This is a genomic window from Nocardioides sp. P4_G10 (genome assembly GCF_056401175.1).
In genome coordinates this window covers 63,525-75,138 of the sequence record NZ_JBFUJV010000021.1, presented here as the reverse complement: position 1 = coordinate 75,138, position 11,614 = coordinate 63,525, and the positions used below count along the sequence as shown (strand labels likewise).

Sequence of the window (11,614 nt, the reverse complement as noted above, 5' to 3'; positions counted from 1 at the left end):
TTGCTACTACGAGCTGGGCAGACCCCTCTGGAGCCACTCCTCGTCACGGTGGTCGACGGGTCGCAGTCCAGATGTGAGCCACACCCGAAACCGGGTGGGCAGCCGCAATGAGAGCGTCCCGCCGATCACCTGGATCGCAGTCTGGCCAGACCCCGATCCTGCGGGAAGTCTCCTAGTAGCCGCGATCAGTGCGTTCCGAGAATCGCTACGCGGCGGCGGCCGGGCTGGGAGGATCACCGGTATGGCCCCATCGGACTCCGCCAGAGTCGACCCCGGCGCCGACCCGCTGCTGCATCTGGCTTTCACCGGCCTGGACCACGCCATCGACAGCGTCGAGGTGAGCGGCGGTCCACTGATCCCGTTCCTCTTCGAACGCGTTGGTGACCGGTTGAATCTGCACCGGTTCGTCGCCGAACGCTTGGAGGACGGCGTGGCCGAAGTCGAGCAGCGTCTGGAGGCCGTCGTGGCTGGGGACAACGGAGACCGGACCCCTGAGGTGGACGCTGGAGTGGACGGTGCCTGTGGCGTCTGGGATGGCTACATCACCGTTGAAGGCCGGCGCACCGACGCTGTGCTGGTGCGAGCCGTCGATCGCACCGGCGCCGAAGTGGTCTTGGCCCAGCGGTACGAGGTGCGCGGCCTTCTGCGCAAGACCGCGCGACGCGTCGGCAACGCTGCCTTGATCGCCGACAATCGAGTGGAGTGACTGCTCCGAGGAGTTCGTCTCGCGGTTCGTGGGAGAGCGCGTCAGGCCTCGGTCGCGCTGTGTCGACGTACAGCCGACCAAGCGCTGGGTCAGGCGCGGTCGAGCATCTCCTTCATGCGGTCGATCTCGGCCGTCTGGGTGAGTGCGACGTCGGCCGCGACCTCGCTGACCATGATGTCGATGCCGTCGACGGCGACGTCGTCAGCCATGTCAATGGCACCGTGGTGGTGCTGGACCATGCTGCGGAGGAACAGTCGGTCGAACGCAGCGCCGCGAGCCCGAGCGAGCTCGTCCATCTGCGCTTCGGTGAGCATGCCGACCATCCCGTTGTGGCCGTGCTCGCTGTGGTCCCACTCGCTCGGGTCCTCCGCGGCCGTCGGCACGGCCATGTCGCGCTCCTCGAGCCAGGCGGCCATCATCAGGATCTCCGGGCCCTGCGCCGCCCGGATGCGCGCGGCGAGATCGCGGACCCGGTCGCTGCGGGCGTGCTTCTCGGCCAGCTCGGACATCACGATCGCCTGCGCGTGGTGCGGCACCATCATCTGCATGAAGGCCACGTCGGCCTCGTTGAACTCCGGCTCGACGGCCTTCTCGGCGTCCTCGGGCGAGATCGTCGCGTTTCCCTCGCCGGGACCGCCGGGCTGGATCACGTCGGGCGACCCGTCGTCGCCGCTGTTCGCGGCGGCCGTGGCGTCGGGCTCGTCCGACGTACACGCGGACATGGTCAGGGTGAGGGCCAGCCCGGTGGCCACAGCGGCCAATGGGCGGGAGAGTCGTCCGAGCACGGTTCTCCTTCAGTGCGACCGCCGATGGGTTCGCCGGTCACTTGCGAGCATTTCGATGCAAAAGTCTTTACTTGCGCGTCCCGGGCACGGTACGACGGTGTCGACCGTTTCGGAAACCCCGGAGCGTTCGTCGACTGATGAAAGGTCTCGGGTTTCATGTACTCATCTCGGAGACGCACGTCCATGCCCCGACGTGCCCGTGTCGCCGCCGCAGGCGCCCTTGCTCTCGGACTCACCCTGTCCGCGGCACCGGTGGTCGCGCACGGCGGCAACCACGACCACAGCTCGACCGGCGCCCGCGAGGAGGCCGGCGCCAAGGATCTCTGCACCGACGCCCGTGAGGACCGCCTCGAGGCGGCGGGCGACAACTTCGCGCAGGCCTGCCTCCCCGGCCAGGACCTCGCGCAGACGAAGGGATTCGAGTCCGACCTCGCCGAGGGCGAGATCGCCTCGAGTCCCAACACCAGGCTGGTCGCCAATCTGCCCAAGCAGGGTCGGTTCGACTCGACCAGCGCCCTCAACAGCGACCTGGCGTTCCAGGGCGCCTACGCCTATGCGGGCAACTACGACGGCTTCATGGTCTACGACATCTCGAAGCCCGAGGAGCCGAAGGTCGTCAGCCAGGTCGTCTGCCCCGGCTCGCAGAACGACATCTCGGTCTCCGGCAACCTGCTCGTGCTGAGCGTCGACTCCAGCCGCAGCAACAACACCTGCGACAACGTCGCGCAGTCCGCGACGATCAAGGAGTCGTGGGAGGGCATCCGGGTCTTCGACATCAGCGACCCGGCCAGCCCGCAGTACGTCGCGGCGGTCGAGACCGACTGCGGCTCGCACACGCACACGCTCGCCCCGAGCAAGGACGGCGCGAACCTCTACGCCTACGTCTCGTCCTACAGCCCGAACGCGGCGTTCCCGGACTGCCAGCCGCCGCATGACTACGTCTCGGTCGTGAAGATCCCGGTGGCCGCGCCGCAGACCGCTGCGGTGGTCTCGAAGCCGGTGCTCTTCGCGGACGGCGGCAACCCGGGCGGCAACGGGTCCAGCACGACCAGCGGCTGCCACGACATCACGGCGTACCCGTCGAAGGACATCGCGGCGGGCGCCTGCATGGGTGACGGCATCCTGCTCGACATCGCCGACCGGGAGAACCCGGTGGTGACCGAGCAGGTGCGGGACACGACCAACTTCGCGTTCTGGCACTCCGCCACGTTTAACAACGACGGCACCAAGGTGCTGTTCACCGATGAGCTCGGCGGTGGTGGTGCGGCGACGTGCAACCCCGAGGTCGGCCCCAACCGCGGCGCGGACGGGATCTACGACATCGAGGGCGGTCAGCTGGCGTTCAAGAGCTACTACAAGATCTCGCGGACCCAGCAGTCCACCGAGAACTGCGTGGCGCACAACGGTTCGCTGATCCCGGTGAACGGCAAGGACATCATGGTGCAGGCCTGGTACCAGGGCGGCATCTCGGTGTTCGACTTCACCAACTCCAAGAAGCCGCGGGAGATCGCCTGGTTCGACCGGGGTCCGCTCCCCGCGGGTCAGATCGGCGGCTCGTGGTCGGCGTACTACTACAACGGCTACATCTATTCCAACGACATCCAGAAGGGCTTCGACGTGATCAAGGTCGATGACAAGGTCATCAACCGCGCGTCGAGGAACCCGATGGACGTCTTCAACCCGCAGTCCCAGCCGTCCTACAACGGCTGACCTGAAGGCTCGCACCACGTCGCACCCCGGGGCCTCAACGGCCCCGGGGTCCGACGGGTGAGCCCCCGGACGCGTCATGGAGCCTCGCTGCTCAGGGGCATCGAGGTTCTTCACCACCTAGACCCGGATGCGGGCAGGTCATCCACCCGATTCCGACGCGGACTCCAGAACCCGACGTCGCCACGCCGACTTCTTGCCCGTGGTCAGCCAAGTAGTCCACGGGACTACTTGGGGGCGCCTGCTTCCAGCAATCGGAGCCCACCCTCGGGTCGCCCGTCGGTCAGCCGGACGTCGCTGAACCTCGCCGTGCAGCCGCTGCCGATGAGCGACTGCACCGCACTCCGGCGACCACCGACCAAGACGGCTGTGTTTGCGCCCACCCGACTTTCTGTCGGGCGCGTACGGATCTCGGCAAGAGCGGATGCTCGGTTCGCGGCAGATCCGGACGTTCGAGCGCGACGGCGAAGGCGACCGTCTGGGACGGCTGCCGCAGTTACGCCCACCCGCTGCTGTCGTCGCCGGTTCCTCCCGGTGGGTATCGGTTGGCCAAGGTCACGTCTGGGCAGAACTTTTTGCAGTGCTCGCACTCGTGCCACCGCGTATCGGCGTCGGAACGCAGGACGGGCTTGTGGATGCCGAGGCGGCAGCGTAGGCGTCTGCGTGACTTGGTGCGCGTCATTCCTGAACCCCGTCCGGCTGGTGAATGTGGTGTGTCTGGTTGGTGTGAGGGTAGGCGGGTTCGGGTGAGGTTGGTGCGGACCTTGGGGTGCGTCCGCTCCTGCGGCGCATCCGCGTGTTCGATCGGTGCGCCTTCAGGGACGTGCTGAAGTCGCACACAACACGCACATCGGCAGATCCGGACGTTCGCATGAGACGCCTCCGACCGGTCCGCTAGGCAACTTGGCCGGGTGGCGGGGACCTGCGCCGGTCAGGAACCTGCACCCGTCATGGGTCGGCGGCCAGGGCGGCGCGGACGGAAGGCTCACGGGAGGTCCCTTCCAGTGGAATGCTGCGTGCATGTTCGAGCGACGGCACCGCAGGCGCGAGCAGGAACTTGCCAAGCAGGAGGACTTCCGCACGGCGCGACGGTTCATGCGTCAGGAGATCATCGCTCTAGGGGAGGACCTCGCCGAGCTGCGGGTGGGCATCGCAGGGGCTGACGCCGGACACGAGGTACAGCACCATTGCGAGCAGGCGATCGCGTACCACGACAAGGCGAAGCATCTCGTGGCCGTCAGCACGACCACCGAGGAGGTCATCGCTGTTGAGCAGGTGCTGATTGATGCTCGGTGGCACCATGCCTCTGTGCGAGCGCTCTGCGACGGCGAGCAGGTGCCGGAACCCGGCACGCCGTGCTACTTCGATGCCCGGCACGGTCCCTCAACGACCTCGGTCGCGTGGAGTCCGCAGGCGGGTGCCGAGCTCACCGTCGCTGTCTGCGCGGCCGACGCCCGTCGGTTGACTTCTGGTGAGGCGCCGGAGACCCGCATGGTGCGAGTCGAGGATCGGTACATGCCGTGGCACGAGATTGGAGATCTGGCAGGGCTCCTCCGGCACGCGCGCGAGCTAAGGGAGGCGGCTTCGCTCAACACGGGACACCACTCCCACCTCACCAGGCATCCCAGTTTCGACGGCGCCGAGGGCCTCAGCTGAGCAACAGCCATGAGGCTCAGGGCGTGCTGGACCGCGTCGACCGCTGAGGAACCACACCCACGATTCAGGGACGAGCACGCCACCGTGTTCGGCGAGCATCAGCTCAACGGTCTGTCGGACGCACGAGTCGCGGCAGAAGCGGACGCTTCGGGGGTAATCGAACGATCAGTCCTGCTCGCGCGCAGCGGGCTCGCTCTCGGTGGCCGAAGGGGTATTGCCGGGTCGGCCAACGAGGAGGGCGAGGGCTACGAAGACCAGACCTGCAGCGGCGACAAAGGCACCCGTCTCGAACCATGCCGTCCACATACGCTCGTCGGCAGTGAGGTAACTGGCCTGCTCGTAGAGGTCTTCTCGCTTTGTATACCCCAACGCGGAAGCGAGCGTCGAAAGAATGACGACGCCGCTAGCTCGCCTGATGGACAAGGACACCCGAACAGTCGGCCTGGGCGTCAGCAATGACCCCGAGCGCCTTGGCCTTGCGGACGCCGAGGTCGGCGGTGTCGCCGAGCGCGCCGAGGGCCTCGGCCTCCGCGCAGACGACGTCGTGGAAGCGCGTCAGGTCGAGGGTGTCGCCGCTGGCGTGCAGCTCGGACGTGCCGGTGTAGTGGAGCGGGTCGGGGTGGACCAGCACCACGTCCCACGACAGGCGCGCAAGCGCCTCCCGATCAGCCTGGTCCTCCCCGTCGCAGCGTGCCCCGGCCTCGGCGACGACACGGTCGAGGGCAGCGGCGCCGAGGCGCGACGCACGGCCGGCGAGCTGCCGGTCCACCCACCTTGCGGCGTCGAACGAGAGGTGCCGCGTGCGGGTGGCGACCCGCCTCGCCTTCCAGGCCGGCACCGTCAGCGCCTGGGCCTGGTCCCACAGCAGCGGGAGCCGGTGGTGCAGGTCGAGCGCATCGGCGATCAACGTCGAAGCCGAAGCGGGCGAGCACCCGAGCGCGACCGCCAGCGGCTCGGGCGTGAACGCGGCGACGGCGGGCGTGCCCGCTCCGCCCAGGGCCTCGGGCGACGTCAGCACCGATGGCAGGGACGGACCGCGAGTCGTCTCGCAGGAGGCGACCGCTGGGTGGGCCACCGCCCACTGGTAGGCGATGCGCAGCTTGTGGACCTCGCCCTCGCGGAGGAGTGCCTCCACCTCCGTCGCCTCGGAGAGCAACGCGCCCTCAGCCAGGTCCTCGAGGTCGGTGACCCCTGGGCCGAAGGCTGTCGTTGCTGTCATGGGACCAACTCAACCAGAGCCCACCGACAGCGGATCGGGGCGCGACAGGGGCCTGTGGAAAGGGTTTCCAGGCCGCCGCTCTCCACTCGGTCAGCCGCGTCAGGGACCCACAGCGCGGTCGACGTACACCCAGGTGTCCACGAGCTCGCCGTCCTCGCGGCGCGCTTGCGCCAGCACCCGTGAGTAGCCGGGTCCCTCGAACTCGTCGAGCGCGCTCCAGTGGGCGGCCAGGGCAGGCGCCGTGAAGAGGAATCCGGCCACCTCGGGTCCGTCGGTCCGGAGGGCGAGCGCGGGGTACCCGTGCGCTGCGCCCCAGCCGACATCGAGCAGGTCACCGCGCAACGTGGCCGGTACCCAGGTCCCGTCCAGCGGCTCGAGCACGTGCGCGTTGGGTCGGCCCGGCGCGAGGGTGCCGTAGACGAACAGCCGTTGCATCAGAGCGAGGCGAGCCAGTCGTCGATCGCGACGTCGCCGTCGCCGAAGACGAGGGTCTTGCGGTGTGCCCGTGGGTCGTCCAGCACCGCGAGCGTGACCTGGGCGACGAGCTCGCGCGAGGTGGTGTCGCCCTCGCCCGAGCGGGCGTGCGGGTTGACGGCACCCCTGCCGGGCTCGAGGGTCAGGCTGCCGGGTCCGAGGACCGTCCAGTCGAGGCCGGAGGCACGCAGGTGCTCGTCGGCCGCGATCTTCGCGTCCTGGTAGGACCGGAAGGGGTTGTCCTCCGGGACGAGGGAGTCGCGGTCGGCCCCGGAGAAGGACACCATCACGTAGCGGCCGACGCCGGCGGTCTGCGCCGCGTCCACGGACCGGATCGCGGCGTCGCGGTCGACCGCGAACGTGCGCTCCGGGTCGCCGCCACCGGCGCCCGCCGACCACACCACGGCGTCCTGCCCGGACAGCAGGTCGGCCAGGGCGTGGGTGTCGGCGTCCTCCACCGAGGAGACCAGGGCGGTCGCGCCCGTCGCCTCGACGTCGGTGACGTGGTCGGGGTTGCGGATCACCGAGGTGACCTCGTGCCCCGCCTCCACGAGCAACGGTGCTAGGAGGAGTGCGATCTTGCCGTGTCCGCCGATGATGGTGACTCGCATGGTGTCGACGCTACACACGGCTAGGTTGGCGCGGGTGCAGACGTCCACCCACGACCTGACCTTCGGCGAGGGGGAGGTCCGCAAGGAGTTCGTCGCCGACCACGAGGCACAGGCCGAACGGGAGTGGGCGTGCCTGACGCTCCTCGCCGAGCACGCGCCCGGTCTGGCGCCGCGGCCGCTGCGGCGGGAGGACGGCGACCGCCCGGTGGTCGTGATGTCGCGGGTCCCGGGGGAGCCGGTGGCCCCGCGACCGATGACGGCGAGCGAGATCGCTGCGCTGGGAGCGGCGCTGCGCCGGCTGTACGACGTACCGGTCGAGGCGGTGACGGCTGCCGGGATCGGGCCGCGGAGGTACGGCGCCGACGCGCTGGCGGGGGTCCTCGTCGAGTGGCTCGCCGACGAGCCGGACCTCGATCAGTGCCATGACCCGGCGCTGGTGGCGGACGCCCTGGCTCTCGCGCGGGCGTACGTCGCCGCTCCGCCGCTGCCCGAGCCGCGGCTCACCGCCCTCGGGATCGCCGACCTCAACCCGGCCAACGTCCTCCTCCACGACGGGGAGGTGCGGCTGGTCGACTTCGAGGACGGCGGCCTCAGCGACCCGGCGTACGAGCTCGCGGACCACGTCGAGCACCTCGGCAGCCGGCTGCCCGGCGTGTACGACGTCGACGCCCTGCCCGCGGCCGTCGGTCTCGACGCCGGGGACCGCGCCCGGATGGCGGCGTACCGCCCCCTGTTCGCGGCGTTCTGGCTGGCGATGCTCCTGCCGGGCAACGGGAGCTGGCGACGCAACCCGCGCGGCACCACCGAGGCGCAGGCCGCGCATTTCATGGCTCTCGCGCGCCACCACTAGACTCGACGGTCGGCGCCGGGCCCGTGGCCCGCCCACGGACTCCTTGACAACTCGACGAAGGCGGACATCACACCATGGCAAGCACCAACGACCTCAAGAACGGCATGGTCCTCAAGATCGAGGGTCAGCTCTGGGCCGTCGTCGAGTTCCAACACGTGAAGCCCGGCAAGGGCCCGGCCTTCGTGCGGACCAAGCTCCGCAACGTCGAGTCGGGCAAGAACGTCGACAAGACCTTCAACGCCGGCACCAAGGTCGAGACGGCCAACGTCGACAAGCGCACCATGCAGTACCTCTACAACGACGGCTCGTCCTACGTCTTCATGGACACCAGCACCTACGAGCAGCTCGAGGTCACCCCCGAGGTCGTGGGCGACGCGAAGAACTTCATGCTGGAGAACCAGGAGGCGATCGTCGCCACCAACGAGGGCCGCGTCCTCTTCATCGAGCTGCCGGCGTCCGTCGAGCTGCTCATCGCCGAGACCGAGCCGGGCCTGCAGGGCGACCGCTCGACCGGCGGCACGAAGCCGGCCACGCTCGAGACCGGCCACACCATCGCGGTGCCGCTCTTCATCACCTCCGGCGAGAAGGTCAAGGTCGACACCCGCGACTCGTCGTACCTCGGCCGCGTCAAGGCCTGACACCAGGTGGCTGCCCGTTCGAAGGCGCGCAAGCGCGCGCTGGACATCCTGTTCGCCTCCGAGCTCCGCTCGGAGGACCCCGTGGTCGCGCTCGAGCGCGCCATCGAGGCCGGCGAGGGCCCGACCAACGACTACACCACGACGCTGGTGCGGGGCGTGGTCGAGCACCGCGAGCGCATCGACGAGGTGCTGACGACCTACAGCAAGGGCTGGACGCTCAGCCGGATGCCCGCGGTCGACCGCAACGTGCTCCGCATCGGCGTCTACGAGCTGCTGTGGGGCGACGACGACGTGCCGGACACGGTGGCCGTCAGCGAGGCGCTGCACCTCGTGCAGGACCTGTCCACCGACGACTCGCCGGCCTTCGTCAACGGGCTGCTCGGCTCGGTCCAGCGCGACCGCGCCACCCTGGTCTGAGGCGCGCCGGGGGTTCCGTGCGCGGGGGGTGGAGACACCACTCACCCGCAGGGGTCAGTCGAGTCGCGGCACCAGGGCGCGAGGTCCTAGGTTGGCGCCATGAACGCCCCCACGCGCAGCGCCGAGCAGGCCAACAACAGCGACTGGATGGACCACGCGATCCGCGCCGGTCTCGTGGCCTACGGCGTCGTCCACCTGCTCGTCGGATGGCTGGCGCTGCAGCTCGCCTTCGGTGAGAAGGAGGACAGCGCCTCCAACTCCGGTGCCCTCCACTACCTCGCCCAGCAGCCCATGGGCGGCGTTCTGGTGTGGCTGATCGCCATCGGCATGTTCCTGCTCGTCCTGTGGCGGCTCCTGGAGTTCGCCTTCGGCTACCGCGACGAGTCCGACGACACCAAGCGGTGGCGCAAGCGGGCCACGTCGCTGTTCAAGGCGGTCATCTACGGCGTGATCGGCTGGAGCGCGGTGCAGACCGCGACCGGCTCCGGCGGTGGCGGTGGGACGGACTCGACGACTTCCAAGCTGATGGACCTCCCGGGCGGCCAACTGATCGTGGGTGTCGTCGGACTGGCGATCATCGGCTACGGCGGCTCGCTGGTCTACCGTGGATGGACCGAGAAGTTCCGTGAGCACCTCGATGCGCAGGGACAGGCCGGCAAGGACGGCTCGGTCTACGTCCTGATGGGCAAGATCGGCTACATCGCCAAGGGCGTGGCGATCGCGATCGTGGGCGGGCTGTTCTGCTACGCCGCGATCACCCACGACCCGAAGAAGTCGGGCGGGCTCGACCAGGCCCTGCAGACGGTGCTGGAGCAGCCGTTCGGCCAGGTGCTGCTGACGGCCATCGCGCTCGGCATCGCCGCCTACGGCGTCTTCTGCTTCGCGCGGGCCAAGCACCTCTCGCGCTAGCGGCCCCGGGCCGGGCTCCCCGTGCTCGCGGGAGCCCCGGCGGCGACCGCCAGCGCGGTGGCGACCATGTGGTCGCGGACCTGTTCCACGGTGACCCGGCTGATCCGCGGCACGCCCGGCTCCTCCTCGGAGACCCGCATCGCGACCCGACCGAGCTGGAGGGTGCCGAGCCCGCTGGCGTAGAGCATGTTGGCGAGCAGACCGGGGTCGTCGACGTGGAAGTCGCCGCTCTCCGCGCCCGCGGTGATCGTGCGGGTCAGCACCGACAGGCACCCGCTGATCGCCTGCCCGAGGCGGTACATCGCGCTCTCGCTGACCTCCTCGAGCAGGTCACCGCCGGGGCGTCGCATGATCGCCTGCGCGCAGTCGACGAACGCCGGGTGGGCCAGGCCGTAGTCCACGAACTCCTCCACCAGGCGTACGAGCTGGTCGCGCGGCTCGTCCGTGACGGCGGCCGCCTGCTCCAGCGCCACCCGCAGCTCGTCGAGGTACTGCACCAGCGTGAGGCTGAACAGCTCCTCCTTGCCGGTGAAGTGGCGGTAGATGATCGCCCGGTTGATGCCGACGGCCCGGGCGATGTCCTCGATCTGGGCGTCCCGGACGCCCCGCTCGTCGAAGAGCCGGCGCGTGGCGGAGATGATCTCGGCCTCGCGCCGCCGGCGCCGGGTCGCCGCGGTGCCACCCCGGGCGGGCGCGTTCGCGGATGTCGACTCGGTGCTCATGCCGGTCAGTCTAGGTAGGTCGTCGCCCGGGCCCCGGTGTGGTTCGATGCCGGGGTGTTGGTCGCCGCTGTCCGTCGTGCCGTCGCCGTGTCGGGCACGACGCTTGTCGTGGCGGTCCTGGGAGCAGTCCTCGGTGCGATGTTCGCGCCCGTCGGTGCCTCCGCTGCGACCAGCGAGGGGCGCTTCGCAGGGACGGCACGGCTGCCCGGTTGCTCCGGGGCGGTCGTGCGGTGGCCCGCTGCCCTCGACACCGACCGCGCCGTCGTCCTCACCAACGGCCACTGCGTGCGCCAGCCGTTCCTCGGCGCCCGCGAGGTGCTGGTGGGCGAGAAGCGCTGGACCCGGGTCGATCTCCTCGACGGTGAGGGGCGGGTCGCGCTCGAGGCGCGGGCCGTGCGGCTGCAGTACGCCTCGATGTACCGCACCGACGTCGCCCTGCTCACGCTGCGCGAGACGTACGCCGACCTGGCCGGTCGCGGTGTAACCCCGCTGTCCCTGGCCGCCGAGGGACCGTCGCGCGGCGAGCGGATCCGGATCCCGTCCGGATACTGGACCGAGCAGCGTGCCTGCACGACCACCGGGACGGCGTACCGCCTCCACGAGCGTGCGTGGGACTGGTGGAGCTCGATCCGGCTGCCGGCCCGCGACGGCTGCGCGATCCGCGGCGGTTACTCCGGCTCGCCGATCGTGTCGCGCGAGACCGGGCTGGTGGTCGGGGTCGCCAACACCGGCTACGTCGGCGGCCGCCGCTGCATCGACTCGGCCTGCGAGGAGAACCGCCGCGGTCGCGTCGTCATGCGCAAGGACATGAACTACGGGCAGCAGACGTCCTGGTTGCTCGGCTGCCTCGACGCCGGCCGGACGTTCGACCTCGACGTGGCCGGCTGCCGCCTCGCGAAGCCACGCGTCTGAAGGGCCCG

13 protein-coding genes are annotated in these 11,614 nt (G+C 69.8%); 8 read left to right on the top strand and 5 right to left on the bottom strand.

Annotation, left to right across the window (positions count from 1 at the left end; genetic code table 11):
• The first annotated feature begins 241 nt into the window (after positions 1 to 241).
• On the top strand, positions 242 to 706 hold the full coding sequence (locus AC1DP1_RS18810; RefSeq protein WP_477508135.1) for a hypothetical protein: 465 nt from the start codon (positions 242 to 244) through the stop codon (positions 704 to 706).
• A gap of 89 nt (positions 707 to 795) precedes the next feature.
• On the opposite strand, the gene AC1DP1_RS18805 is transcribed toward AC1DP1_RS18810, so the two are convergent.
• The gene (locus tag AC1DP1_RS18805) at positions 796 to 1,491 is read right to left on the bottom strand and encodes a DUF305 domain-containing protein (protein WP_477508134.1); all 696 of its coding nucleotides are present in this window, start codon (positions 1,489 to 1,491) and stop codon (positions 796 to 798) included.
• Between the two features lie 183 nt (positions 1,492 to 1,674).
• Between AC1DP1_RS18805 and AC1DP1_RS18800 the strand changes: the two genes are divergently transcribed.
• Together AC1DP1_RS18800 and AC1DP1_RS18795 are read left to right on the top strand one after the other, a co-directional pair.
• On the top strand, positions 1,675 to 3,201 hold the full coding sequence (locus AC1DP1_RS18800) for an LVIVD repeat-containing protein (RefSeq protein WP_477508133.1): 1,527 nt from the start codon (positions 1,675 to 1,677) through the stop codon (positions 3,199 to 3,201).
• Positions 3,202 to 4,218: 1,017 nt separating this feature from the next.
• Positions 4,219 to 4,854 carry a hypothetical protein gene (locus AC1DP1_RS18795; RefSeq protein WP_477508132.1) on the top strand — a complete coding sequence of 212 codons (636 nt, stop codon included), beginning with the start codon at positions 4,219 to 4,221 and terminating at the stop codon, positions 4,852 to 4,854.
• Between the two features lie 403 nt (positions 4,855 to 5,257).
• On the opposite strand, the gene AC1DP1_RS18790 is transcribed toward AC1DP1_RS18795, so the two are convergent.
• From AC1DP1_RS18790 to AC1DP1_RS18780, 3 genes are all read right to left on the bottom strand, one after another.
• Positions 5,258 to 6,073: a hypothetical protein gene (locus AC1DP1_RS18790; protein WP_477508131.1), complete on the bottom strand. Its 816-nt coding sequence runs from the start codon at positions 6,071 to 6,073 to the stop codon at positions 5,258 to 5,260.
• Between the two features lie 99 nt (positions 6,074 to 6,172).
• Entirely contained in the window at positions 6,173 to 6,508 is a 336-nt protein-coding gene (locus AC1DP1_RS18785; RefSeq protein WP_477508130.1) for a gamma-glutamylcyclotransferase family protein, read from the bottom strand.
• Positions 6,508 to 7,158: an SDR family oxidoreductase gene (locus tag AC1DP1_RS18780; protein ID WP_477508129.1), complete on the bottom strand. Its 651-nt coding sequence runs from the start codon at positions 7,156 to 7,158 to the stop codon at positions 6,508 to 6,510. The genes AC1DP1_RS18785 and AC1DP1_RS18780 overlap by 1 nt, the downstream gene beginning before the upstream one ends.
• Before the next feature lie 34 nt (positions 7,159 to 7,192).
• Between AC1DP1_RS18780 and AC1DP1_RS18775 the strand changes: the two genes are divergently transcribed.
• The 4 genes from AC1DP1_RS18775 (at position 7,193) to AC1DP1_RS18760 (ending at position 9,972) form a co-directional block, all read left to right on the top strand.
• Positions 7,193 to 8,008, top strand: a complete 816-nt coding sequence (locus AC1DP1_RS18775; protein ID WP_477508128.1) for an aminoglycoside phosphotransferase family protein — start codon at positions 7,193 to 7,195, stop codon at positions 8,006 to 8,008.
• A gap of 74 nt (positions 8,009 to 8,082) precedes the next feature.
• Positions 8,083 to 8,646 carry an elongation factor P gene (gene efp / locus AC1DP1_RS18770; protein ID WP_457186739.1) on the top strand — a complete coding sequence of 188 codons (564 nt, stop codon included), beginning with the start codon at positions 8,083 to 8,085 and terminating at the stop codon, positions 8,644 to 8,646.
• A gap of 6 nt (positions 8,647 to 8,652) precedes the next feature.
• A complete protein-coding gene (nusB, locus tag AC1DP1_RS18765) occupies positions 8,653 to 9,063 on the top strand; it encodes a transcription antitermination factor NusB (RefSeq protein WP_300044976.1) in 411 nt (136 codons plus the stop codon).
• A 99-nt stretch (positions 9,064 to 9,162) separates the two neighbouring features.
• Positions 9,163 to 9,972, top strand: coding sequence for a DUF1206 domain-containing protein (locus AC1DP1_RS18760; protein ID WP_457186741.1), 810 nt, complete (start codon positions 9,163 to 9,165; stop codon positions 9,970 to 9,972).
• On the opposite strand, the gene AC1DP1_RS18755 is transcribed toward AC1DP1_RS18760, so the two are convergent.
• Positions 9,969 to 10,694: a TetR/AcrR family transcriptional regulator gene (locus AC1DP1_RS18755; RefSeq protein WP_477508127.1), complete on the bottom strand. Its 726-nt coding sequence runs from the start codon at positions 10,692 to 10,694 to the stop codon at positions 9,969 to 9,971. The two genes, AC1DP1_RS18760 and AC1DP1_RS18755, sit on opposite strands and share 4 nt — an antisense overlap.
• A 54-nt stretch (positions 10,695 to 10,748) precedes the next feature.
• Between AC1DP1_RS18755 and AC1DP1_RS18750 the strand changes: the two genes are divergently transcribed.
• Positions 10,749 to 11,606 carry a S1 family peptidase gene (locus AC1DP1_RS18750; RefSeq protein WP_477508126.1) on the top strand — a complete coding sequence of 286 codons (858 nt, stop codon included), beginning with the start codon at positions 10,749 to 10,751 and terminating at the stop codon, positions 11,604 to 11,606.
• Positions 11,607 to 11,614: the final 8 nt, after the last annotated feature.